The organism is Kluyvera sp. STS39-E (genome assembly GCF_040932435.1).
In the GTDB taxonomy this organism is placed as follows: Bacteria; Pseudomonadota; Gammaproteobacteria; order Enterobacterales; family Enterobacteriaceae; genus Kluyvera.
In genome coordinates this window covers 160,116-185,029 of record NZ_JBFQGA010000004.1, presented here as the reverse complement: position 1 = coordinate 185,029, position 24,914 = coordinate 160,116, and the positions used below count along the sequence as shown (strand labels likewise).

Here is a 24,914-nt window from a genome sequence, read left to right as displayed (position 1 = left end):
GCGCTAAAGGGCGACAGCGTGCTCTTTCTCGCCGGGTTTAAACACCACTTCTCCTAGGCTAATACAGGCAACCGGGCAGACATGGCCACACAGCAGGCAACCGACGCATTGTTCGGTGTTGCAGTGCGGAGTTCGCGTCTCTTCGTTCCACTCCATCGCCTGATGACCGCCGTCGTAACAGGAGATATAGCAGCGTCCGCAGCCCACGCACTTATCCTGCTGAATATGTGGATAAACAATGTAGCTGCGATCGAGGTCTTCCGCCGGAACGATATGGCGATTGGCAAGACCCACCATCTCGTCGAGCGAGGCAAAATTCTGATCGGCAAGATAATGCGACAGGCCGCTAATCATGTCCTCAACGATGCGATAACCGTACTGCATGATGCCTGTCGTCACCTGCAGCGTGGCGGCACCCAGCAGTAAAAATTCGGCAGCATCTTCCCAGGTTTCAATCCCACCGATGCCGCTGATCGGGAAATCTTTCAGCTCAGGATGGGTTCGCAACTGTTGAATAAAGCGCAGGGCAATAGGTTTCACCGCTTTGCCGGAGTAGCCGGAAATGCTGGATTTACCGTTGACTACCGGCATACCGATTTTACGATTCAGGTCGATGTTGGTAATCGATTTTACGGTGTTGATGGTCGCAATTCCGTCAGCGCCGCCGCGCTTGGCGGCGAGAGCAACTTCGCACATGTCGCCGATATTTGGCGTCATTTTGGCGAGCATCGGTAAAGACGATCCCCGTTTTACCGCCCGGCAGTATTTTTCCACCAGCTCAGGACTTTGCCCGACATCGCTGCCCATTGCGTGGGAGGTCATTTGTGGGCAGGAGAAATTACACTCGATCATATCTGCGCCAGCCTCTTCTACGAGCTTTGCCAGATCCTGCCACTGCTGTTCATTTTCTCCCATGATCGAGGCGATCAGCACTTTATCGGGATAATCCTGTTTCAGCCGGCGAATAGCTGCCAGATTTTCCGCCAGCGGGTGCTCTGCAATCTGCTCCATGTTTTTAAAGCCGATGAACCCGGTATCTTCTTTGGTCAGATGATCAAAGCGTGGAGACACTTCGTTGGCGATAAAGAAACCGATGGTTTTAAACACAATGCCGCCCCAGCCGCTATCGTAGGCTTTGGCGCACATCTCGTAGCAGTTGCCGACCGGGGAAGAGGAGAGGCAGAACGGGTTGGGGAACTTCACGCCGCAAAAAGTTATCGAGAGATCCTTGGTGAGCATGATTACGCCTCCTCTAAATAGTGATGAATCGCCTGAGCGGCTTCTTTCCCCGTTTTCACGGCGTAGACCACGGTTTTATCACCTTGGACGATATCGCCTGCAGCAAATAGGGCGGGGTCTGCGGTCTGGTAATGGTGCGTGTCTACGGTATTGCGCTGTACCTGAATATCAGTAAATGCATCAAGCTGCGCATGTTGACCGACGGCGAGGATGATGTGTTCAGCTGTAAGGGTTAGCTCACCCGGTAGGCGAACGTGCTTAAAGGTCACCGTATTGCCCGTTACGGCGGTGGGTGTAAAGCCATCAATAATTGATACGCCCAGCGCTTGGGTGGTGGTGAACTCTTTTACGCTTGCCGGAAACTCGGCGAGCTCTTCGCGCGCCACACAGGTAACGGAACTGCAGCCCAGAATTTTCAGGGTGCTGGCGACATCCATCGCCACGTCGCCACCGCCAATAACCAGCGCGCTCTGCGGCACAGCAATCTTCCCGCCGTTGCCACGCGCACGCTGCAAGAAGTCGACGGCGATTTCAACCGTATTGGCGTCGTTAAACAGCGGCAACGAAGACCCTTCCGACAGACCCACGGTCAGCAACACGGCCTGATGTTCGGATTTGAGCTGCGCTAAGGTGATATTTTTCCCCACTTCACACCCGCACTGGAGGTTTACCCCCATCTCGACGATACGTGCAATCTCGGTATCGAGCACCGACTGCGGTAACCTGAATTCAGGAATACCGTGACGCAGCCAGCCGCCTGGCTGGACTTCCTTTTCAAATAGAGTGACGTCATAGCCGAGATTGCAGAGGGTTACGCTAGCCTGTAACCCGGCGGGACCGGCCCCAATAATGGCGACCTTGCCTTTATCTTTGCGCCCCGGCTGATAAATCTGCATGTTTGTCCGCTGCTCAAAGTCGGTAACAAACCGCTGTAAACGAGCGATATCAATTGGCGTATCAATCCCGGAACGAGAACAGCCGCGCTGGCACAGCTTTTCGGTCGGACAAACGCGGGCACAAACGGCGCCCAGTGCATTATTTTCTCGAATGGTTTCGGCAGCACCTTTGAAGTTACGGAAATAGATCGAGCGGATAAATTTCCCCGGGTCAGTTTGCGCCGGACAGGACTGACTGCACGGCGCATCGTGGCACAGCAGGCAGCGTGAAGCCTCTTTGATCGCCAGTAACGGCGTAAAGGCGGGAATAAGCTCATCCAGATAATCGTGTTGCGACATAGCGGATCCCTTAAATGATTAGTTTAATTAAGGCAAATGAAGTGAAACGGTTATCTGAAAGGCTATGCGTATGCGGGAGAAGGCGTTGTGAAAGGGTTCACAATTAGCCATGTAATACGTGTGGGTATTGGGCGATCGCAGGAATACCTAATATGCAAATAGGAACGATTAACGCAATGAAAATCGATTAAATTATGTTATCTGAATTCGCAGACTATGACTTCTTCTTCTGCAACTCCAGCAGTTGCTCTGGCGTTACCGCAGGATAGCCTTGCGCATCTTCCGGAACTTCCTGCTGGGCAGGAATGGGGATCAGCGGACCTAAGAAACGAGGCTCGCGCTTGAAGAGATAAAGGTCAGCCAGCGCGCCGAAGCGAGCGCCGAATTCACGCAAGCGCACGCTCCACATATCTTTTGGTGAAGGCACTGCGTAGCACTGCGCCTGGATGCCCATATGCAGTGCGATAAACAGCGCCCGTTCGCAGTGGAAGCGCTGGGTGATGATGATGAAATCGTTGGTATCGAACACCTTGCGGGTGCGGACGATGGAATCGAGCGTCCTAAAACCGGCGTAGTCGAGCACGATATCTTCCGGCGCAACGCCGGCTTTGATCAGGTCACGGCGCATTGTCATCGGCTCGTTATAGCTTTGCAGCGCATTATCACCACTCAGCAGCAGATAATTCACCTTGCCGCTATTGTAAGCGTTTAGCGCGCCTTGGATACGATAACGGTAGTACTGGTTGATAACGCCGGTGCGGTAATACTTGGCGGTGCCGAGTACCACGCCAACCTGCCGGTAGGGCAGATCCTGCAGTTCGTCGTAAATATAGGGGGAGGTTTTCCAGCTCATCCAACGGTCAAGACCGAGCACGGTTATCAGCAGCAGGCCGCACAGGACTAACAGGCTGTATAACACACGCTTTAACATGAACTTGACTCAATAGTGGACGAGGAAGACATCAGGCTACTTTACCCGCCTGGCAAGCGCAAGAAACCATCGCTTGATTGCGGGAAATTTAGACATTGTGACGGTCTGAGTTGTAGGCCGGATAAGGCAAAGCCGCCATCCGGCTCTGATCAGTCTTGCCTGAAGGCGCTGCGTTTATCAGGCCTACAATAATCAACCTAACAATACGCGGTCGATATTGGTGCAACCCAGCGCTTTTAATGTAGCGGCTGTGGCATCCCACTGAATCAGCGGCGCATCGGCACGTTCGGCCAGAATAGCGCGCTGGATGTCAGGGTAATCGTAACCGTTAAGGCTCAACAGGTTCAACGCACCTTGCAACGGTGGCAGAGTCGGGTTGAAGGCGGCATTTTCCGCATAGCTGCCGCTAAAAATAGTCCCGTCACGCAGTTCCAGCGCCACGCCTGATGGTGATTTGCTGTATGGCGTATGGCTGTGGTTCGCCGCTTTGATAGCCGCTTGTGCCAGCGCATCGCCTCGCAGTTCATAACCGTGATCCTGTTCATCCATCAGCAGCGTTTTGATATCCAGATCTTTAGGGCCAAAGGCGTCTGGGAGGTAATCCTGCAGCGTATGCGGCTGACGGCCCGGCAGATTAATACGCAGTGAAAGCCCGCTGTTCAGTTCATTCATAAACTGACGGCAGTGGCCGCACGGCGTGTAGTTAACGGTAATAGCTTGCAGCGCTTTTTCACCGCACAGCCAAGCGTGGCTGATGGCGCTCTGTTCGGCGTGAACCGTCTGCTGCATGGTTGCGCCCAGAAACTCCATGTTGCCGCCGAAATACCATGTGCCGCTGACGCCACGGGCGATGGCGCCGACGTTAAAATTCGAGAGGTCCGCACGCGCGCAGGCTGCGGCGAGGGGGAGAAGCGCAAAAGCGAGCGCGTCTTCGTCCAGCCCCGTCGCCTTTTGCAGCGATGAGACCTGCTCGGCGCTCAGTTCGGCAGAGAAGTGCGGATCGGCTAGCAGCGGAGCGATAGCGGTCTGCAGATCTGCCGCCAGTTGCGTAAAAGCAGATTGAAAACGTGGATGCATGGCGTTGTGCCTCATAACAATGTAATGGGATCGTAGTGTACGGGGTGCGCACGGCTAAATTGGTGATCAATATCTCATTGTTAATGCAACGTATGTAACATCATTTAAAAATGTGTGATTTGTCGCGTTTTAACCCACCACGGCCAGAATAACCGGGAACAAAAACGGCGCAATCAACGAGGTAATGATGCCGCAAATCACCAACGCCAGTGAACTAAACGCCCCTTCTTGATAGTCCATTTCGGCGCAACGAGCGGTGCCGAGGGCGTGGGAAGCGGTCCCCATCGACAGGCCGCGAGAGGCTTTGGTGGTAATGCGCATCAGGTTTAACAGGGTATGACCAAAAACCGCGCCCAGAATACCGACATAAATGACGCATACGGCGCTAATGGCAGGGATCCCACCAATGCTGCCGCTGACCGCCATCGCAATCGGCGTCGTGACGGATTTAGGCAAAATAGAGGCAGCGATTTGCGGCGATGCACCCATCATCAATGCCACGGAGGTCCCGGTTATCATCGCCACCGCACTGCCGATAAAGCAGATGGTAATAATGGATTTCCAACGTGCGCGGATCTGGTGTAGCTGTTCGTACAGCGGATAGGCGAGGGCGACGACCGCCGGTTGCAGTAAGTCGTTGAGGACTTCGCTGCCTTTAAAGTAGTTTTCGTACGGAATATCGGTCAGCATCAGAAAAGGAATGATGACCACCATCGATACCAGCAGAGGGTTGAGCAGCGGCATCTTGAAACGCGAAGCCAGCTTACGGGCGGCAAAAAAGACAACCAAGGTCAGCGGTAGCGACCACCAGATATTATGCAACATTATTTATCCGCTCCATCCTGACCGACCACTTTACGTTCACCGTGTACCAGATGTGAACTCCAGCTCACCACCACCAATACCACTAATGTGCTGATCGTGCAGGAAACGACTACCGGGCCAAACTCCGCACGCAGCAGGGCGAAGTACTGCATCACGCCGACGCCAATCGGCACAAACAGCAGCGCCATATAGCGAATCAAAATGAAGCAGCCGGGGTTAACCCATTTGGCGGGCAGAATTTGCAGCCCCAGCAGTAAGAAGAGAATAAGCATACCGATAATGCTACCAGGAATCGTAATAGGCAGCAGCGACGCAAGAAAAATACCGGCATACAAGCAGGCGTAAATAAGGACGAATGCACGCAGGTATTGCCAGATGATATTCAGTGATTTGAGCATGGGATTCACCTTTCGTGGAATGCATTCATCATACAATTAAACCCTAAAGTGTGCTACCGATCACACCATGAATTCTGAGCATACCCGATATAGACAAGCGGAACATCAGGCATCTGACCGGGAAAACTCATCACTCTGTACAGGATGTGACAAATAGTAGAGAAACCGGCTCAGCGCCAGAGAAGGCAGATTGTTTTTACGCCAGAACACGCCGACGCTGCCTTTTTGCTCAATACGCGGCAGGGCAAGTATCGACAACTGCCCCTGACTGGCATAACGCTCGGCTAGGCGTAAAGAGAGAATCGAAATCATCTCACTGCTTTGCAATAGGTTGACGCTGACGTTCATCGATGCCGACTCAATGATATTTTCCGGCAGCATGACCCCATTTTCGACCAACGCATTGTCGATGCTTTGGCGAATGGGCGTCCCGTTAGGCCAGACAATCCACCGCCAGGCGGCCAAATCGTTCCACGTCAGGCTGCTGCGATTGGCTAGCGGGTGCCCGGGTCGCGCCACAAAGCACACCGGTTCGGTATAGAGCACCTCGTAGTTTAGCGGCAGCTCCAGCGCTCGGCCGCCGATGCGTCCTACCACTACGTCCACCACCCCGGACTGCAAATCGTGCAGCAGCGGCGTCATGACTTTTTCTTCGATATTGAGGTGTAGCGTCGGCATCTCCGCCAGCAGCGGGAAAATCGCTTGGGAAACGCAGTCCGTCGCCACCGGCGAACAGCCGATTTTCAAACTGCCCACCAGCCCGCCTTGCTTAAAACGCTCCATTTCAAACTGCGATCGCTCAATGTCGTTAATCAGCCGCTGCGCGTGTTGCAGTAGAAGTTTACCGCCTTCGGAAACCCGCAGCCCTTTACTGTGTCGCTCAAATAACACAATGCCCAGCTCTTCCTCAAACTGGGTGAGCCACTTTGACAGCGCGGGCTGGGTGATATGCATGCGTTTTGCCACTTGGGTGAGGTTTCCCTGCTCGCCAAGTGCCACCAGCATTTGTAGATGATGAAGCTTCAGCTTCTGCGTCCAGTCTGCCATTAGATATAACCTCCAGGTTATGGATAAGCATGAAATGCCATTGTACAACTCATTTCATTCATCACAATATGGCAACATAAAAGCAAAAAAATAAACATCTTACTCTGAGTCGCTTTGGCCTATACGCCAACGGCAACGTGGATAACCTGCACTGACAGAGGCTCCTCCCTATGACGCAACGACTTGAACTACAAGCGCTAATCGACGCCGCACCCATCGGCAAGATGCAGTGGCGTGTCATTCTCTGCTGTTTCCTCGTGGTAATGCTGGACGGTTTTGATACCGCGGCGATTGGCTTTATCGCCCCGGCAATTCGTGAGCATTGGCAGCTTAGCGCGGGCGACCTCGCGCCGCTGTTTGGTGCCGGTCTTTTGGGCTTGACCGCCGGTGCACTGCTGTGCGGCCCGCTCTCCGACAAACTCGGGCGTAAGCGGGTTATTGAATGGTGCGTGGCGCTTTTCGGCCTGTTTAGCCTGCTCTCAGCTTTCTCTCCCAATCTAGACATGTTGATCATTCTGCGCTTCTTAACCGGCCTAGGCTTAGGCGGTGCGATGCCGAATACCATCACCATGACCTCTGAATACCTGCCGTCACGCCGCCGTGGCGCGCTGGTGACCTTAATGTTCTGCGGCTTCACGCTGGGTTCTGCGCTAGGGGGCATCGTTAGCGCTCAGCTGGTCTCAGTGATTGGCTGGCACGGTATTTTGGTGCTCGGTGGCGTACTGCCGCTGATGCTCTTTGTGGCCCTGCTGGCGGTGCTTCCGGAATCACCCCGCTGGCTGGTGCGTCGCCAGCGTCCACAGGCGCAGGTGGTGCGAACGGTCAGTGCGATGACCGGTGAACGTTATGCAGAGACCGAGTTCTGGCTTGATGAACCGGCGGCGACGCAAAAGGGCAGCATTAGCCAACTGTTTGCCGGACGTCAGCTGACCATCACATTGATGCTGTGGGTGGTGTTCTTTATGAGCCTTCTGATCATCTACCTGCTCTCCAGTTGGATGCCCACGCTGCTGAACCATCGCGGTATCGATCTCCAGCACGCCTCTTGGGTGACTGCCGCATTCCAGATTGGCGGCACGCTGGGTGCGCTGCTGCTGGGCGTTTTAATGGATAAGTTCAATCCGTTCTGGGTGCTGGCGGTCAGCTATGCGCTGGGCGCGGTCTGCATCGTGATGATTGGCTTGAGCGGTGACGGTCTGTGGCTGATGGCGCTGGCGATTTTCGGCACCGGCATTGGTATTAGCGGCTCGCAGGTTGGGCTCAATGCCCTGACCGCCACCCTCTACCCAACACAAAGCCGCGCCACCGGCGTGAGCTGGTCTAACGCAATCGGCCGCTGCGGTGCCATTGTCGGCTCCGTCTCCGGCGGCATGATGATGGCGATGAATTTCTCATTCAATACTCTGTTCTTTGTGATTGCCGTCCCCGCCGCCGTTAGCGCCATCATGTTGACGCTGCTGACTCTGGTAGTACGACAAACACCTCGCGTACCCGACTCGCTGCCTGTAACCGGCGCGGTGAAAAGTTAAGGAGAATCATAATGACCTCGGATGTAAAACACGATCGTCAACAGTTCTATCAGCACATTTCTGGGCAAAACCTGACCCCGCTGTGGGAGTCTCTGCATCACTTGGTGCCGAAGACGCCGAACGCCAACTGTGCTCCGGCCTACTGGAATTACCAGGAAATTCGTCCGCTGCTGCTGGAAAGCGGCAACCTGATCGGCGCGAAAGAGGCGGTGCGCCGCGTGCTGGTGCTGGAGAACCCTGGCCTGCGCGGTCAATCATCGATCACCTCTTCGCTGTATGCCGGTTTGCAGCTGATCATGCCGGGCGAAGTCGCGCCAAGCCATCGCCATAACCAATCGGCGCTGCGTTTTGTGGTGGAAGGCCACGGCGCGTTTACCGCCGTTGACGGCGAACGCACCGCGATGAGTCCCGGCGACTTTATCCTCACCCCGCAATGGCGCTGGCACGATCACGGCAACCCTGGCGACGAACCGGTTATCTGGCTCGATGGTTTGGATCTGCCGCTGGTCAACTATCTCGGCTGCGGCTTTGCCGAAGACTACCCGGAAGATCAGCAGCCGGTGACGCGTAAAGAGGGCGACTATCTGCCGCGTTACGCCGCCAACATGCTGCCGCTGCGCCATCAGGCCGGCAACTCATCGCCGATTTTCAACTACCGCTACGACCGCAGCCGCGATGCGCTGCACGACCTCACCCGCATGGGTGATGCCGATGAGTGGGACGGCTACAAGATGCGCTACGTCAACCCGGTGACCGGCGGCTACCCGATGCCATCAATGGGCGCGTTCCTGCAACTACTGCCAAAAGGCTTCAAATCGCGCCAGGCGCGCACCACTGACAGCACCATCTATCACGTGGTGGAAGGCAGCGGTGAAGTCACCATTGGTGAGTTGACCTACAGCTTTAAAGCGAAAGATATTTTTGTCGTGCCAACCTGGCACAAAGTGTCCTTCAACACGCCAGAAGAGACCGTGCTATTTAGTTTCTCGGATCGACCTGTCCAGGATGCCCTGGGTCTGTTCCGCGAAGCACGCTATTAATTAGGAGAAGAAAGATGAGCAAATACGTATTTGAACCGCAGGCCCCGGTCGCGATTCCAGTGGTGGGCAGCGATGAGCAATTCCCGGTACGCCGCGTTTACTGTGTGGGACGTAACTACGCCGCCCACGCCCGTGAAATGGGTTTTGATCCCGACCGCGAGCCGCCGTTCTTCTTCTGCAAACCTGCCGATGCCGTGGTGCCAGTCGCCGCGGGCGAAATCCTGAATCTGGCCTATCCTGCGCAGACTGATAACTATCACTATGAAATCGAGCTGGTGGTCGCCATTGGCAAAAAAGGGAGCAATATTCCGCTGGATAAAGCCGAGGAATATATCTGGGGCTATGCCACCGGTCTGGACATGACCCGCCGCGACCGCCAGATGGAAATGCGTCAGATGGGGCGTCCGTGGGAAATTGGCAAAGCGTTCGACCTCTCCGCGCCGATTGCCCCGCTGCATAAAGTGGCCGACGTACAGTCGCTTGAGAAAGCGCCAATCTGGCTACAGGTTGACGGCGAAGACCGCCAGCGCAGCGACATTGAACACCTGATCTGGGACGTGAAAGAGACCATCAGCTACCTGTCCGGCTTCTTCGAGTTGCAGCCGGGTGACCTTATCTTCACCGGCACGCCAGAAGGCGTTGGCGCGGTTGTGAAAGGTGAAACTATCACCGGCAATGTTGAAGGTTTAACGCCGATCGCCGTGAAAATTGTTTGAGGTGAATGATGAAGCTGTACAGTTTTTATAATAGTTCGGCCTCTTATCGCGTGCGTATCGCGCTGGCGCTGAAGGGCATCGACTACCAGACCGTGGGCGTCAATATTCGGATAGGCCAGCAAAACGCGCTGGATTACCGTCGCCTCAATCCGGTAGGGCTGGTGCCGGCGCTTATCACCGATGACGGTGAAGCGCTGGGGCAGTCGCTGGCGATTATTGATTGGCTGGACAGACATTTCCCGCAGACGCCGCTGCTCCCGGCAAACGATCCCCAGCGCATGCGCGTGCTGGAAATTGTCTACGCCATCAGCTGCGACATCCACCCGATTAACAACATGCGGGTATTGCGCTACTTAAGCGACGAGCTGAAGGTGAGCGAAGAAGATAAAAACCGCTGGTATGCCCACTGGGTCCAGCAGGGGCTGAGCGCGGTGGAACAGCTGCTGCGCCGCAGCGATTCCGGGCAGTTTTGTTTTGGCGATACGCCGACGCTTGCCGATTGCTGCTTAGTGCCGCAGTGGGCTAACGCACTGCGTTTTGGCTGCGATCTGAGCGGGTTCCCGCGCTGTAAGGCAGTGTATGACGCCTGCACCGCGCTACCGGCGTTTATTGCCGCCGCACCCGAAAATCAGCAGGACAAAATCCCGGCGTAGTCAAAAAGGAGAAATACCATGGCTAAAGTAACCCGTGCAATTATCGTTGGCGGCGGTATCGGTGGCGCAGCTACCGCGCTGTCATTGGCTCGCCAGGGCATCCAAGTCATGCTGCTCGAACAGGCGCATGAAATCGGTGAGATTGGCGCTGGCATCCAACTTGGGCCGAACGCGTTTTCCGCGCTCGATAGCTTAGGCGTCGGCGAGGTTGCCCGTCAGCGTGCGGTCTTTACCGACCATATCACCATGATGGATGCCGTGAACGGTGAAGAAGTGATCAGCATCGAAACCGGACAGGCGTTCCGCGATCATTTCGGCGGCCCGTACGCGGTTATTCACCGTGTTGATATTCACGCCACCGTTTGGGAAGCCGCGCTGCAGCACCCTGGGGTGAAGTACCGTACTTCGACCCACGTCACCGATATTCGTCAAACGGAGCATGACGTCACCGTATACGACGACAAGGGCAATAGCTGGACGGCAGATATTCTTATCGGCTGTGATGGCGTGAAGTCAGTGGTGCGCCAGAGTCTGCTCGGGGACAACCCGCGCGTGACTGGGCATGTGGTGTATCGCGCGGTTATCGAACGTGACGATATGCCAGAAGATCTGCGCATCAATGCGCCGGTACTGTGGGCCGGCCCGCATTGCCATTTGGTGCACTATCCGCTGCGCGGCGGCAAGCAGTACAACCTAGTGGTGACTTTCCACAGCCGTGAAACGGAACAGTGGGGCGTGCGCGATGGCAGTAAAGAAGAAGTGATGTCGTACTTTAAAGGCATTCACCCGCGCCCGCGTCAGATGCTGGATAAACCAACCTCTTGGCGTCGCTGGTCAACCGCCGACCGCGAGCCGGTGGAACAATGGGGCAACGGACGTATCACCCTCGTCGGCGACTCGGCGCACCCGGTGGCGCAGTATATGGCGCAGGGCGCTTGTATGGCACTGGAAGACGCGGTGACGCTCGGCAAAGCGCTGGCTCAATGCGACGGCGATGCGGCAAACGCGTTTGCGCTGTATGAGTCGGTGCGTATTCCACGCACGGCGCGTATCGTTTGGTCAACCCGTGAAATGGGACGTTTGTACCATGCGGCCGGAGTTGAACGTCAGGTGCGTAACCTGCTGTGGAAAGGCAAAACCCAGGCCGAATTTTACCGTGGCATCGAGTGGCTGTATGGCTGGAAAGAAGATAACTGCTTGGAACCACGTTAATCAGGTAGATCGCCGGATGGCGGTATATTGGTTATGTTTGTAGGCCTGATAAGCACAGCGCCATCAGGCGTTGGTGCACATTGCCGGATGGCGGCGTAAACGCCTTATCCGGCCTACAATCATCAAGCACATTGCCGGATAGCCACGTGCCTGCGTACATACCGGTTATGTTTGTAGGTCTGATAAGCGCAGCGCCATCAGGCGTTGGGTGCACATTGCCGGATGGCGGCGTAAACGCCTTATCCGGCCTACAATCATCACGCCGTTAGCGATTTATCCTTCGCCAGCATAAACGGTCTTAAATACCCCACGCTGTTGGACAGCGGCATCACATCGTCGGCAAGCGCAATATTCAGCACCTCGCGAATGTAGCTGCGACGAGCCTCAATACGCGCCCACAGCGCTGGATACTCTTGCGCTATCTGCTGGCGTAACGTGGCATCGGCGAGGGCAACGCTCTCCTCTGCGCTGGTTCCGGTATATCCCGGCACCGATGGAATGATATCAATTTGTAGGATCATCCCGCTTTTTAGCGTCTCGTTCGAGGCCGGATACACCGGTGATGACATCCACTCCTCGTCGGCGCTAAGGTGGCCCGGATTGAGGTGCCAGCCGTATTGCTCTTTTGGCAGCACTTCCTCAATCAACTGATACAACTTGCCGCCTGGCATCCCCACGTGAATATTCTCAAGCCAGCAGACGACCGCGCCAAAGTACGGCTTCACTACGCGGTCGACATAATCTTTCTGGTTTTCCGGCAGTTCGCTTTCATCGGCAATCACAAATCCCGTCCGGCTGGAAAGTCCGCCCTTAAAGCCGGTGGTCATCGACAGCGGCTGGCCGCGCTGAATCTGTTTATAGGTCGGGTAGAGATTGGCTTTCTCAAAGCGCTGCCCGGCGGCGGCAATAGCGACAACGGTCTGGTATTGCCCTTCGTCGGCCAGCAGCGCGCCCAGTTCGGTTTCACGAATGCCCGGTTCGACCGCATCCAGCGCCTTCAGCATACAGTTTGAGGCCAGATTCGCGCCGTATTCATAATGGGCGATTTCGTTGGCATTGTTGACCGTTCTCGCCCCTTTATCACCGCGAATAAACAGATGGGCGGCATTCACCAGCTCCGCATGGGTGCTGTTTTTTACTGCATCGACGATAAAATAGGGAAGGTCGAAGAACTTTGTGTTATCGGCGATCGTGGCGGTAAACATCTTCCAGCCGACCAGACCAATTTTTGACATTGTGCTCAGCCCGGTTTCGCCAAATAGCTGGCTAAGCGGTTTTTCGTTATCCATCGGCTGGTTGGGCAGCGAAAAGTACGGGCAGTGTTTGAGCGCAACCGGCAGCCGTGAATGCTGAGCCATTTTTAGGTTTTCGTTGCCGAGGATAGCGGTGGCGTGGCCGGATTTATCCAGCACCAGCAGGCCTTCTTCAAAGCGTGGAATAAAGCCGGTCAGGTATTCAAAGTTTCCACCATGTTCTTTATCGGCATAAATCACCAAGGCGTCGAAGCGCTCCTCGCGCATGCGTTCCAGCAGCTTATTTTTGCGTTCCAGCATAGTGGCATCGCTCAGCAATACCGGCTCCACGTCGTTAAACTGGCGCGGGGGCTGCGTGGTTTGTAGCTGGATAACTCTCGAATTCATGATTCACCTCCTGATGTGTCAATAATCGCGACAGACCCGTCGCGCTCCTGGCAGTGGAAAGCTGCATGTGAAGACGTTACCATAGCGCCTCTTTTTTTTCCGGATAACGATATGCGTGTTTTACTGGCGCCGATGGAAGGCGTGCTCGATTCGCTGGTGCGCGAGCTGCTGACTGAAGTGAATGATTACGATCTGTGCATCACCGAATTTTTGCGCGTGGTGGATCAACTGCTGCCGGTAAAATCGTTCCAGAAACTCTGTCCGGAGCTGCATAACAACAGCCGCACCCCCTCCGGCACTCGCGTGCGAATTCAGCTTTTAGGGCAATATCCACAGTGGCTGGCGGAAAACGCCGCCCGGGCGGTTGAGCTGGGTTCTTATGGCGTTGACCTCAACTGTGGCTGTCCGTCGAAAACGGTGAACGGCAGCGGCGGCGGGGCGACGCTGCTCAAAGATCCTGAGCTGATTTACCAAGGCGCAAAAGCGATGCGTGCTGCGGTGCCATCGCATCTCCCGGTCACCGTAAAAGTACGTCTAGGCTGGGACAGCGATGCGCGGCAGTTTGAAATTGCCGATGCCGTGCAACAGGCCGGGGCGACAGAACTGGCGGTCCACGGGCGCACCAAAGAAGATGGCTACAAGGCCGAACGCATTAACTGGCAGGCGATTGCCGACATCCGCCAGCGCCTGACTATTCCGGTGATTGCTAACGGTGAAATCTGGGATTATCAAAGCGCGCAGGAGTGCATGGCAGTGACCGGCTGTGATGCAGTGATGATTGGCCGTGGAGCGCTGAACGTGCCGAACCTGAGCCGGGTCATCAAATATAACGAACCGCGCCTGCCGTGGCCGCAGGTGGTTGAGTTACTGCAAAAGTACACTCACTTGGAAAAACAGGGCGACACTGGGCTGTATCACGTGGCGCGAATCAAACAGTGGCTGGGCTACCTGCGCAAAGAGTACGACGAAGCGACCACGCTGTTTACCGCCGTCCGCGCCCTGCAGGAATCGAAGCTTATCTCGCGGGTGATTAACGATTGGCGAGGATAAAGTATCCGATCAACATCACAAATTTCCATTTGTTCCATTGAGCCATCGCCGCCGGAAATGAAATACTGAGGCCGATTGTTACTGCTTAGGCAGGCAAAACCTGATTATCTGACACTTGTCGGAAATCAGGTTTTTTTGTTTCTGGGGTTCATAAATGCAGATCGCCAAGGTCCTAAATAACAACGTAGTGGTGGTTCTGGATGAACACCGGCGTGAGCAAGTCGTGATGGGGCGAGGGCTCGCCTTTCAAAAGCGCGTCGGCGACTTACTGGATGAGTCGAAAGTTGAGAAAATTTTTGCCCTGCAAAGCGATGAGCTGGTGGGGCGTTTGAGTGAATTGCTCAGTCAGATTCCGTTAGAGGTGATGACCACCTGCGACCGGATCATAGAACAAGCGCGTGAGCGCCTCGGCAAGCTGCAGGAAAGCATCTACATCACGCTGACCGACCACTGTCACTTCGCCATTGAGCGACAAAAAAACGGCGTGGCGCTGCGTAACGTGCTGCTGTGGGAGATTAAACGCCTTTACCCGAAGGAGTTTGCGCTCGGCCAAGAGGCACGAACATTGATTGCAAAGCGGCTTGGCGTTGAGTTGGCGGAAGACGAAGCTGGGTTTATCGCCCTGCATCTGGTGACCGCGCAGCTTAACAGCGAAATGCCAGAAGTGATGCACGTGACGCGGGTGATGCAGGAAATTTTGCAGTTGGTGAAGTATCAACTGCATTTGGAGTACAACGAAGAGTCGTTAAGTTATCAGCGCTTTGTCACCCACCTGAAGTTTTTCGCCCAGCGTATGCTGACGCGTACGGTGGTGGAAGATGATGATGCAGAGCTACATAGCGCGGTGAAGGACAACTACGCCAAAGCGTGGAAGTGCGCGGAGACCGTGGCGCTTCACCTGCAAAACAGCTACCAGCGGTCGCTGACGACGGAAGAGATTATGTTTCTCGCCATTCATATTGAACGGGTGAGAAAAGAGGGACGTTAATCCCTCCACAATTGGATTGTTACTGCATAGGCAGGCAAAACCTGAGTGCGATGCTAACCGGCGTCGTTCTCGGGTTTTTTTGTTTTTAAACTCGGTCAAGGAATTAGGGCATGAAATACAAAGCACTTGCGCAGGATATTCTCAGCCACGTGGGTGGCAAAGAGAATATTGTGAGTCTGGTTCACTGCGCCACGCGGCTGCGTTTTAAGCTTAAAGAGAGCGATAAAGCCGATGCCGAAGCGCTAAAAGCCAACCCCGACGTCATCATGGTGGTGGAAAGTGGCGGTCAGTTCCAAGTGGTGATTGGCAACCATGTCCATGACGTATGGCAGGCGGTGCGCTATGAAGCGGGCATTTCCGATGACAGCGAACCAGTGATGGCGAAGGGGGACAAAACCTCGGTGCTGGGCCAGCTTATCGACATTGTCTCAGGCATCTTCGCGCCGTTTATCGGCGTGATGGCGGCGACGGGCCTGTTGAAAGGACTGCTGGCGCTGGCGGTGGTTTGCGGTTGGCTAAACCCCGAGCAGGCTACTTACAAAATCTGGTTTGCTGCCAGCGATGCGCTGTTCTTCTTCTTCCCGCTTTTCTTGGGCTATACCGCCGGGAAAAAATTCGGCGGCAATCCGTTTATTACCATGGTTATCGGCGGTGCGCTAACCCATCCGCTGATGATTCAGGCATTTGAAGCCGGATTGGCACCGGGGGCGACGGCGGAATATTTCCTCGGTATCCCGGTCACCTTTATCAACTACAGCTCCTCAGTTATTCCGATAATCCTTGCCGCCTGGGTCAGCTGCTGGATTGAGCGCCGCAGCAATGCGCTACTGCCGTCGGCAATGAAAAACTTCTTCACGCCCGCGATTTGCCTAGCGATTGTCGTGCCGCTGACGTTCCTGATTATTGGCCCGGTAGCCACTTGGTTGAGCCATCTGCTGGCGAACGGTTTTCAGATTGTCTACAACGTTGCGCCTTGGCTTGCGGGAGCCGCGCTCGGTGGTCTGTGGCAGGTGTGCGTGATCTTCGGTCTGCACTGGGGGCTGGTGCCGCTGATGATTAACAACATGACGGTGCTCGGTTACGACTCCATGATGCCGATCATCGTACCTGCCGTGGTGGCGCAGGTGGGGGCGGTGCTGGGGATTTTCCTCGCCACTCGCGACGCCCGCCAGAAAGTGCTGGCAGGATCGGCGTTTTCGGCAGGGCTTTTTGGTATCACCGAACCGGCTATTTATGGTTTGACGCTGCCGCTGCGCCGTCCATTCATTTTTGGCTGCGTGGCGGGTGCCATCGGCGGGGCGATTACCGCATTTAGCCACAGCTACACCTTCTCTTTTGGCTTAGCGAATATTTTCACTCTGGCGCAGATGATCCCGCCAAGTGGCGTTGATGCCAGTTTCTGGGGAGGGCTTGCCGGAACGCTGGTGGCCTTTGTTCTGGGGTTGGTGATGACGATGGTTGCCGGACTGCCGGGTAAAACTGACGCTCCGGTGGCGGTGGCGAAAGCCTCTGAAAACGACGTATTGGCTCCGATGGCCGGCACCGTGCTGGCGCTCGATCAGGTGCCCGATGCCACGTTCGCTAGCGGTTTATTAGGCAAAGGTGTGGCGATTATACCCAGCGTCGGCCAAGTAATTGCACCGTTTGACGGAGAAGTGGCGTCCATTTTCCAGACCAAACATGCCATTGGCCTGCTGAGCAATAGCGGCATTGAGCTGTTGATTCACGTGGGCATTGATACCGTCAAACTCGACGGTGCGCCGTTTACCGCCCATGTGAAAGAGGGTGACAAAATTAAGGCTGGCGATCTGCTGCTGACCTTTGATCGTCAGGCGATTATTGATGCCGGTTACGACCTGGCAACGCCAATTATTATCAGCAACAGCGACGACTATCCGGGGCTGGAAATCAACGCTGCCAGCGCAGTGAGTGCCGGTCAACCGCTGTTGTCCATCACGCATTAATCACAGGAGAGAGAGATGAAAACATTCCCACAGGCGTTTCTTTGGGGCGGCGCGACCGCGGCAAATCAGATTGAGGGCGCTTATCTGGAGGATGGCAAAGGGCTATCGACTTCTGACGCGCAGCCACAGGGCATTTTTGGCGAGGTGGTCGAGCGTGTGCCGGGGGACTCCGGTATCAAAGATATTGCTATCGATTTCTACCACCGCTATCCGCAAGATATTTCGCTGTTTGCTGAGATGGGCTTTAACTGCCTGCGCGTTTCCATCGCCTGGACGCGCATTTTCCCCAACGGCGATGACGCCGAGCCGAATGAGGCGGGGCTGGCCTTTTACGACAAACTGTTTGATGAGATGGCCAAACACAACATCACCCCGCTGGTGACGCTATCACACTACGAGATGCCGTGGGCGCTGGTGAAAAATTACGGCGGTTGGGGCAACCGCAAGGTGATTGGCTTCTTCGAACGTTACGCCCGCACGGTATTTGCGCGTTACCAGAGCAAAGTGAAGCTGTGGCTGACCTTTAATGAAATCAATATGTCACTGCATGCGCCGATGACCGGCGTGGGGCTGCCGGCTGACAGCAGTAAAGCCGAGGTTTACCAAGCGATTCACCATCAACTGGTCGCCAGTGCGCTGGCGGTGAAAGCCTGCCATGAAATCGTCCCGGAGGGGAAAATTGGCAATATGTTGCTGGGTGGCTTGGTGTACCCGCTAAGCTGCAAGCCGGAAGACGTGTTCAAAACGCTGCAGGAGAATCGAGGCTGGCAGTTCTTCGGCGATGTGCAGTGCCGCGGTGCCTATCCGGGGTATATGCTGCGCTACTTCCGCGAGCACGGTTTTACGCTGGACATTACCGACGCCGACCGCGAAGCGCTGCAATCCACCGTTGATTTTATCTCGTTTAGCTATTACATGACCGGCTGCGTTACCGCCGACGAAGCGCTGAATCAGACCGCGCGTGGCAACATCCTCAACATGGTGCCAAACCCGCATCTGGCAAGCTCAGAATGGGGCTGGCAGATTGACCCGCTGGGGCTGCGCACGTTGTTGAATGTGCTGTGGGATCGCTACCAGAAACCACTTTTTATCGTCGAAAACGGTCTGGGGGCGAAGGACAACGTTGAGGCGGATGGCAGCATCCACGATGACTATCGCATCAGCTATCTGAACGATCATCTGGTCCAGGCGCGTGAAGCGATTGAAGACGGCGTTGAGCTGATGGGCTTCACCAGTTGGGGGCCGATTGATCTGGTCAGCGCCTCGAAAGCGGAGCTTTCCAAACGCTATGGCTTTATCTACGTTGACCGTAACGATGACGGCAGCGGTACGCTGGCGCGTAGCAAGAAGAAGAGTTTTGGCTGGTATAAAGAGGTGATTGCCAGCAACGGGGCGAGCCTAAAAGGCTAAACCATCGCCGGATGGCGGCTATGCCTTATCCGGCCTACAAAACCCCGGCGCCGCCATCAGGCATATAAGCACCGGAATCCCCGTAGGCCTGATAAGCGCAGCGCCATCAGGCAGGTTTACGCGCCCGCAGGATAAAAATCATCGGGCGCTCTTTTTCTTCATCCAGTGCTGGATTCGCGGCAATTTGCTCCGCCGTAGGTCCCCACTCATTGAGGTTTTCAATCACAAACCCGGCGGCGACTAGCGCATTGATCCAACTGCCCAGCGTGCGGTGCTGTTTTTTTACGCCGTCGGCAAACCAGTTGCTGATGCGCTCGCCTTCCTGTTGATAATGGCTCACCGGCCAGCTTTTCTGCCCATTTTCATCGACCCGCCAGCCCTGATGGAGCGGTGCGGTATAAATAGGATGTTCAGCGGAAAAGACCAGCGTACCGCCGGCGGTCAGCGCCTGATATACCGTGGCAAGAAGTGGGGCAATATCCACTAAATAGTGTAGCGTCAGCGAGCTGTAGACTAGATCGCAGCTATTGGCGGCAAGCGAGAGCGTTTGCAAATCTTCGCGGTGATAGTCGATACCGTCACCCTCGGTCATCTTCCGGGCACGTTCTAGCATCCGGTTGGAGAGATCCAGTCCGCTAATCTGCGCGGCCCCTTGGTCGCGCGCCCAGCGGCAAAACCACCCATAACCGCAGCCCAGATCCACGACCCGCAGACCGGCAAGCGCTGGCAGCATTTGCTGGATAGTTGGCCACTCCGGCGCGCCGTCCAGCCCTTTGACCGAGCGGTCGAGGGTGGCGTAACCGGCGAAGAAATTGGCGTCGTCGTAGATATTCTGACTCATCATTCGCTCCATGAAATTAAACTATTTTTAGCTGTGAGTAAGTATGTCGGATTATGTTCCCACACGCTTTACTAAAAGGAATGGGTACATTTAAATTATTATATCCGCCCTTATTAAGTAACCCGACGTCTTATATGAACCTAACTCTGAAAACACGCGTGTTGTCTGGTTTACCCCTGCTCATCGCGCTGGCTGGCTGCGCTCCTTCGCATGATATTGGCTCTCCGATGAAACAGCAGGTTGCGGCCTCGACGGTTTCTACGGAACTTCCTGCGGCGGTGAAAAACGGCTGGCCACAGAGCAACTGGTGGCAGGATTATCACGATGCGCAGCTTAATAGCTTAATCAGCCGGGCGCTGGCAAATTCCCCGGATATGCAGATTGCCGATCAGCGCATCAAGCTCGCGGAAGCGCAGGCGCGGATGTCAAAATCGTCGCTGGGGCCGGAAGTGGATTTTGGGGCCAATCTTGAGCGGCAGAAAATGTCGTCAGAGGGCCTAATGGGGCCGTTTGCCACCGATACGGATGGCAACACCGGGCCGTGGTATACCAACGGGACCTTTGGCCTAACCGCCGGGTGGGATCTGGACCTGTGGGGCAAAAATCGCGCCGAGGTCGAAGCGCGGATTGGCGAAGTGAAGGCGAAAGTGGCTGAACGGGCGCAAACCAGCGAACTGCTGGCCAGCAGCGTGGCCCGCCTATATTGGCAGTGGCAAACCGAAGCGGCCATTCACGACGTACTTCAGCAAACGAGAAGCGAACAAAACAATATCGTAACCGTTGATACCGCGCTTTTAGCGCGCGGGATAACCAACTCCGCCGAAGGCGCTGAGAACGATATTAACGTCAGCAAAACCGATCAGCAGTTGGCCGACGTTGAAGGCAATATGAAAGAGATTGAGGCTCGCCTGATGGCGTTGACGAATAGCCAGAGCCGCTCGCTCAATTTGCGTAAAACGAATTTACCTGCCGTTGCCAGCAAAATGCCCGCAACCTTAGGTTATGAACTGTTGGCGCGTCGTCCAGATTTGCAGGAAGCGCACTGGTATATTGAAGCTTCGCTGAGCGAAATCGATGCGGCGAAAGCGGCGTTCTACCCGGACATTAATCTGATGGCTTTCCTGCAACAGGATGCGTTGCACTTAAGCGATCTGTTCCGTCATTCGGCCCAGCAGATGGGGGTGACCGCCGGGCTGACGCTGCCAATCTTTGATAGCGGTCGTTTGAATGCCAATCTGGATATTGCCAGCGCGCAGAACAATCTTTCCATCGCCAGCTACAACAAAGCGGTGGTTGATGCGGTTAATCAGGTGGCTAAAACGGCAAGCCAAGTCGAAACCCTTATGGCGAAAAATCAACAGCAGGCGCAGGTCGAAAAAGATGTGCAGCGGGTGGTGAATTTGGCCCAACAGCGCATGAATGCTGGGATTATTGCCGGTGCTCAGGTTAGCGTGGCTAAACTGCCCGCGCTGGAAGAGCGCATTAATGCGCTACGTCTGCATGGGCAATGGCTTGATGCCAGCATTCAGCTGACCTCGGCGCTGGGCGGCGGATATCACCAGTCCAATCAATAAACCTCTGCAGTGATGATTTCTCCTTGCATCGATGATGCAGGGAGAAATGAAAAAATAATATCTCAGTTAAATAATATTATTTATTAATATAAATAGCGGCTATTTGAATTTTAATTTAATTAGAAAGTTCCGTCCTAAGTGAAATTTTAATATGTTTGCGATCACGTATTCGTATTTAAATGCATGACACTTCTTTTTTATCCCCATAATATCGCCACCAGAAAAACAATATCTTTCTTGTTCTATTTTTAACTTAATAATAATCATATTTGTTATTTATATATTATGGTCGGTTGCTCTCTGATTTTTTAACTAAAAAGCAAAGGACGAGTGCGTGAAAAAATTAATAACTCTAGGGATACTGGCATTGGCTAGTGCATCAGCGGGCGCGGTTACGATTGACCTGCGTCATGAATATACCGACGACTCCGAAGCTCAAAAGGACAGGGTGCTGATTTCTCACCGCTTTGCCAACGGTTTTGGCTTCTCGGTTGAAGCCAAAACCAAGTCGGGTGGTGATAACTCGGATAAAGCATTTAATGATGTTGTCGATAATGGCGATGAATATGTGCTGAGCTATCAATTTAATGCGGCTCCCGAGATAACTATCCAGCCGGGATTTGCGTTAGAAACTTCGTCATCGAAAGCGATTTATAAACCTTATATACGTGGTCAGTATAGTTTTGAAAATGGTTTTTATATCGCAGCCCGCTACCGTTACGAGTACACGCGTGAAACCGGATATGGGAAAGAAGATGATCATACCAATCGAGGCGATCTCTGGTTAGGGTATAAAGTTCAGAAATGGACAATTGAAGGTAATTATCTCTATAAGAAAAGCGATAACTATTTTAGATATAATGATGGCAAAGATGATTATGAGCTGGATTTAAAAGTCGCTTATGCCATTGATAAGAACTGGAAACCGTACGCACAGATTGGGAATGTTTCGGTGAACAGCACCGACGACGATCGCCAGACGCGTTTTCGTGTAGGTGTACAGTACACCTTCTAAGTCGTTTAACCTCGGGGACGGCTTGGCCGCGTCCCCGGGCCTGAATTATCACCGGCGTTATTCCTGCGGCCTTTTTGCTTCCCGTCGTTTCATCCACCAGCGCAGCGCAACCACCAGCACAACCGCCAGCACCAGCCAGATAATATGCTTAAAGTGTAGGTCGAGATGATGAAGCCATGGGCCAATTGCCTCGCCGCCAAGATAGCCAAGCGTCGTGAATATGAGCGACCAGATAATCGCGCCGACAATATTTAGCGGCAGGAAAATTTTCGGCGGCAGGCCGCTTGCGCCAATCAGCAACGGCCCAATGACCCGGAAGCCGTACATAAAGCGCGTGCCGATAACGAACAGATAGGGATGACTTTTAATTAAGCGCTGCGCTTTGCGAATACGCGCCTGATGGCGTGAGAAACGCTTAAGTAACCGACCACCAAACCGTCGCCCAAGTAGATAAAGCAGCTGATCGCCGATCATGCCACCCAACGCCACCGAAATCACTACCAGTGGAAATTTCAACAGGCCCTGATGTGCCGCTACGCCGCCGAGCAGCGTAATTGTTTCACCTTCCGCCATGCTGCCGATAATCAGCGCCGCGTAACCATAGTGGGAAATCAGGTTATTGATATCCATGCAAACACTCACTCCTTACAACATCGTACTACTTATCATACACCCTCAGAGCGAGAACGCAGGGGCCGCTATTTTTTGCGTTGTACACAAAATAATCATTGACGTGAATTATACTTACAGCAACGTGGTACGAAGCCGTGCAGAGGAGGCGTTATGAACCATGTATGGGGACTTTTCTCCCACCCTGATAAAGAAATGCATATTATCCGTAGCGAGAATGAAACCGTTTCTCACCACTATGTGCATCACGTACTGATCATGGCGGCCATTCCGGTCATCTGTGCTTTCATTGGTACCACCCAACTTGGCTGGAATTTTGGCGACGGCAACGTGGTCAGGCTTTCCATCATGACCGGTCTGGGCATGGCGGTGCTGTTCTATGCGCTGATGCTGGCGGGCGTCGCGGTGATGGGGCGAGTCATCTGGTGGATGGCGCGTAACTACCCGAACCGACCGTCGCTCAAGCGCTGTATGGTGTTTGCCGGCTATGTGGCGACGCCTATCTTCCTAAGCGGGATTGTCGCGCTCTATCCGCTGGTGTGGCTGTGTGCGTTGGTCGGAACAGTCGCGCTGTTTTACACCGGTTATCTGCTGTATGTCGGTATCCCAACCTTCTTGAATATCGACCGCGAAGAAGGGCTCAGCTTTGCCAGTTCGACGCTGGCGATTGGTGTGTTGGTTCTGGAAGTTCTGCTGGCGCTGACCGTGGTGCTATGGGGCTACGGCTACCGATTGTTCTAGGGGCTTAACTCATTGCTGGCGTGAATTTAATTACGCCAGCAATGCAGCATTTATTCACTATTATTTTCTGGTAGATTCCGCGTACTCCGCGCTATGATGGGACATTCCGCTTCGCAACCGTATGGTGCGAAGCGGTTGTCTATCATATTGTGCATAAATAACCGCCAGAATACTCACCATGCAGAAATTTCGTGTTTCCCTGCTCAGCCTTGCTCTTGTGTTGGCTGTGCCTTTTGCACCTCAGGCAAGCGCCAAAACGGCCGTGACCGCCGTTGCCTCGCAGCCGGATATTGCTTCCGGTAGCGCAATGATTGTCGATCTGAATACTAATAAAGTCATTTATGCGAACCAGCCGGATCTGGTGCGCCCGATGGCTTCCATCACCAAGGTGATGACGGCGATGGTGGTGCTGGATGCCCATTTACCGCTGGATGAGATCCTGACTGTGGATATCAGCCATACGCCAGAGATGAAGGGCATTTACTCTCGCGTCCGTCTGAATAGCCAGATCAGCCGTAAAAATATGCTGCTGCTGGCGCTAATGTCTTCCGAAAACCGCGCAGCGGCGAGCCTCGCTCATCACTATCCGGGCGGCTATGATGCGTTTATTCGTGCAATGAATGCTAAAGCCAAAGCGCTTGGCATGAGCCGCACCCGCTACGTCGAGCCGACGGGGCTGTCGATTCACAACGTCTCTACCGCGCGTGATTTGACTAAGCTGCTGATTGCCACCAAGCAGTACCCGCTGATTGGGCAGTTGAGCACCACCAAAGAAGACACCGCCACCTTTGCGCACCCTGCCTATACGCTGCCGTTCCGCAACACTAACCATTTGGTGTACCGTGATAACTGGAGTATTCAGCTGACCAAAACCGGCTTTACTAATGCTGCGGGTCACTGCCTGGTGATGCGTACCGTGATGAACAATCGTCCGGTGGCGATGGTGGTGATGGATGCGTTTGGTAAATACACCCACTTTGCTGACGCCAGTCGTCTGCGTACGTGGGTAGAAACTGGAAAGGTGATGCCGGTTCCTGCGGCAGCGCTGAGCTATAAAAAGCAAAAAGAAGCCCAGGTGGAAGGCGATATTGCCAAGGCCCAACGCAGCGGGCAGACCACCCAGGACGACTGATCGTCCTTACACAAATCTTGCAAGCTG

The 24,914-nt window shown here is 54.3% G+C and carries 22 protein-coding genes and 1 pseudogene; 13 read left to right on the top strand and 10 right to left on the bottom strand.

The features are described 5' to 3' along the window. Positions 1-3: 3 nt before the first annotated feature. The 7 genes from preA to AB4K05_RS10215 form a co-directional block, all read right to left on the bottom strand. Positions 4-1,239 carry an NAD-dependent dihydropyrimidine dehydrogenase subunit PreA gene (gene preA / locus AB4K05_RS10245; protein ID WP_368479880.1) on the bottom strand — a complete coding sequence of 412 codons (1,236 nt, stop codon included), beginning with the start codon at positions 1,237-1,239 and terminating at the stop codon, positions 4-6. 2 nt (positions 1,240-1,241) lie between these two features. Further along, positions 1,242-2,474, bottom strand: a complete 1,233-nt coding sequence (locus AB4K05_RS10240; RefSeq protein ID WP_368479879.1) for an NAD(P)-dependent oxidoreductase — start codon at positions 2,472-2,474, stop codon at positions 1,242-1,244. A 214-nt stretch (positions 2,475-2,688) separates the two neighbouring features. After that, a complete protein-coding gene (gene sanA / locus AB4K05_RS10235) occupies positions 2,689-3,405 on the bottom strand; it encodes an outer membrane permeability protein SanA (protein WP_368479878.1) in 717 nt (238 codons plus the stop codon). Positions 3,406-3,597: 192 nt separating this feature from the next. After that, positions 3,598-4,482: a cytidine deaminase gene (cdd, locus tag AB4K05_RS10230; protein WP_368479877.1), complete on the bottom strand. Its 885-nt coding sequence runs from the start codon at positions 4,480-4,482 to the stop codon at positions 3,598-3,600. Positions 4,483-4,611: 129 nt separating this feature from the next. Further along, the gene (locus AB4K05_RS10225) at positions 4,612-5,307 is read right to left on the bottom strand and encodes a CidB/LrgB family autolysis modulator (RefSeq protein WP_368479876.1); all 696 of its coding nucleotides are present in this window, start codon (positions 5,305-5,307) and stop codon (positions 4,612-4,614) included. Further along, positions 5,307-5,705 (bottom strand): CidA/LrgA family protein, encoded by a 399-nt coding sequence (locus tag AB4K05_RS10220; protein ID WP_368479875.1) that lies wholly within the window; start codon positions 5,703-5,705, stop codon positions 5,307-5,309. The genes AB4K05_RS10225 and AB4K05_RS10220 overlap by 1 nt, the downstream gene beginning before the upstream one ends. A 105-nt stretch (positions 5,706-5,810) precedes the next feature. Continuing rightward, the gene (locus AB4K05_RS10215) at positions 5,811-6,752 is read right to left on the bottom strand and encodes a LysR substrate-binding domain-containing protein (RefSeq protein ID WP_368479874.1); all 942 of its coding nucleotides are present in this window, start codon (positions 6,750-6,752) and stop codon (positions 5,811-5,813) included. A 170-nt stretch (positions 6,753-6,922) separates the two neighbouring features. Between AB4K05_RS10215 and AB4K05_RS10210 the strand changes: the two genes are divergently transcribed. Genes AB4K05_RS10210 through AB4K05_RS10190 form a run of 5 tightly spaced genes read left to right on the top strand, consistent with a single transcriptional unit; the run spans position 6,923 to position 11,902 of the window. Then, the gene (locus tag AB4K05_RS10210; protein WP_368479873.1) at positions 6,923-8,281 is read left to right on the top strand and encodes an MFS transporter; all 1,359 of its coding nucleotides are present in this window, start codon (positions 6,923-6,925) and stop codon (positions 8,279-8,281) included. An 11-nt stretch (positions 8,282-8,292) separates the two neighbouring features. Beyond that, on the top strand, positions 8,293-9,321 hold the full coding sequence (gtdA, locus tag AB4K05_RS10205) for a gentisate 1,2-dioxygenase (protein ID WP_368479872.1): 1,029 nt from the start codon (positions 8,293-8,295) through the stop codon (positions 9,319-9,321). Positions 9,322-9,335: 14 nt separating this feature from the next. Further along, a complete protein-coding gene (locus AB4K05_RS10200; protein ID WP_368479871.1) occupies positions 9,336-10,037 on the top strand; it encodes a fumarylacetoacetate hydrolase family protein in 702 nt (233 codons plus the stop codon). Positions 10,038-10,045: 8 nt separating this feature from the next. After that, positions 10,046-10,690, top strand: coding sequence for a maleylacetoacetate isomerase (gene maiA / locus AB4K05_RS10195; protein ID WP_368479870.1), 645 nt, complete (start codon positions 10,046-10,048; stop codon positions 10,688-10,690). Between the two features lie 18 nt (positions 10,691-10,708). Next, positions 10,709-11,902 carry a 3-hydroxybenzoate 6-monooxygenase gene (locus AB4K05_RS10190; protein ID WP_368479869.1) on the top strand — a complete coding sequence of 398 codons (1,194 nt, stop codon included), beginning with the start codon at positions 10,709-10,711 and terminating at the stop codon, positions 11,900-11,902. Between the two features lie 257 nt (positions 11,903-12,159). Here AB4K05_RS10190 and AB4K05_RS10185 read toward each other — a convergent pair whose 3' ends face one another. Beyond that, a complete protein-coding gene (locus AB4K05_RS10185; RefSeq protein ID WP_368479868.1) occupies positions 12,160-13,542 on the bottom strand; it encodes a M24 family metallopeptidase in 1,383 nt (460 codons plus the stop codon). Between the two features lie 111 nt (positions 13,543-13,653). On the opposite strand from AB4K05_RS10185, the gene dusC reads away from it, so the two are divergent. The 4 genes and pseudogenes from dusC to AB4K05_RS10165 all read left to right on the top strand — a co-directional run bounded on the left by dusC (position 13,654) and on the right by AB4K05_RS10165 (position 18,954). Then, complete coding sequence (gene dusC / locus AB4K05_RS10180) at positions 13,654-14,592, top strand: tRNA dihydrouridine(16) synthase DusC (protein WP_368479867.1); 939 nt, start codon at positions 13,654-13,656, stop codon at positions 14,590-14,592. A 154-nt stretch (positions 14,593-14,746) separates the two neighbouring features. After that, positions 14,747-15,580: a transcriptional antiterminator BglG gene (bglG, locus tag AB4K05_RS10175; protein ID WP_368479866.1), complete on the top strand. Its 834-nt coding sequence runs from the start codon at positions 14,747-14,749 to the stop codon at positions 15,578-15,580. 22 nt (positions 15,581-15,602) lie between these two features. Further along, positions 15,603-17,544 (top strand): annotated as a pseudogene (bglF, locus tag AB4K05_RS10170) (PTS beta-glucoside transporter subunit IIABC). A 15-nt stretch (positions 17,545-17,559) separates the two neighbouring features. Further along, positions 17,560-18,954 carry a glycoside hydrolase family 1 protein gene (locus AB4K05_RS10165; protein WP_368479865.1) on the top strand — a complete coding sequence of 465 codons (1,395 nt, stop codon included), beginning with the start codon at positions 17,560-17,562 and terminating at the stop codon, positions 18,952-18,954. 106 nt (positions 18,955-19,060) lie between these two features. Here AB4K05_RS10165 and AB4K05_RS10160 read toward each other — a convergent pair whose 3' ends face one another. Next, entirely contained in the window at positions 19,061-19,795 is a 735-nt protein-coding gene (locus AB4K05_RS10160; RefSeq protein WP_368479864.1) for a class I SAM-dependent methyltransferase, read from the bottom strand. 134 nt (positions 19,796-19,929) lie between these two features. Between AB4K05_RS10160 and mdtQ the strand changes: the two genes are divergently transcribed. Continuing rightward, a complete protein-coding gene (mdtQ, locus tag AB4K05_RS10155; RefSeq protein WP_368479863.1) occupies positions 19,930-21,369 on the top strand; it encodes a multidrug resistance outer membrane protein MdtQ in 1,440 nt (479 codons plus the stop codon). 334 nt (positions 21,370-21,703) lie between these two features. Continuing rightward, the gene (locus AB4K05_RS10150) at positions 21,704-22,384 is read left to right on the top strand and encodes an oligogalacturonate-specific porin KdgM family protein (protein ID WP_368479862.1); all 681 of its coding nucleotides are present in this window, start codon (positions 21,704-21,706) and stop codon (positions 22,382-22,384) included. A 57-nt stretch (positions 22,385-22,441) separates the two neighbouring features. Here AB4K05_RS10150 and AB4K05_RS10145 read toward each other — a convergent pair whose 3' ends face one another. After that, a complete protein-coding gene (locus AB4K05_RS10145; protein ID WP_368479861.1) occupies positions 22,442-23,014 on the bottom strand; it encodes a DedA family protein in 573 nt (190 codons plus the stop codon). Between the two features lie 153 nt (positions 23,015-23,167). Here AB4K05_RS10145 and AB4K05_RS10140 point away from each other — a divergent pair, with 153 nt between their 5' ends. Together AB4K05_RS10140 and pbpG are read left to right on the top strand one after the other, a co-directional pair. Next, a complete protein-coding gene (locus AB4K05_RS10140) occupies positions 23,168-23,755 on the top strand; it encodes a Yip1 family protein (RefSeq protein ID WP_368479860.1) in 588 nt (195 codons plus the stop codon). Between the two features lie 178 nt (positions 23,756-23,933). After that, positions 23,934-24,887, top strand: coding sequence for a D-alanyl-D-alanine endopeptidase (gene pbpG, locus AB4K05_RS10135; RefSeq protein ID WP_368479859.1), 954 nt, complete (start codon positions 23,934-23,936; stop codon positions 24,885-24,887). The last annotated feature ends 27 nt before the right edge of the window (positions 24,888-24,914 follow it).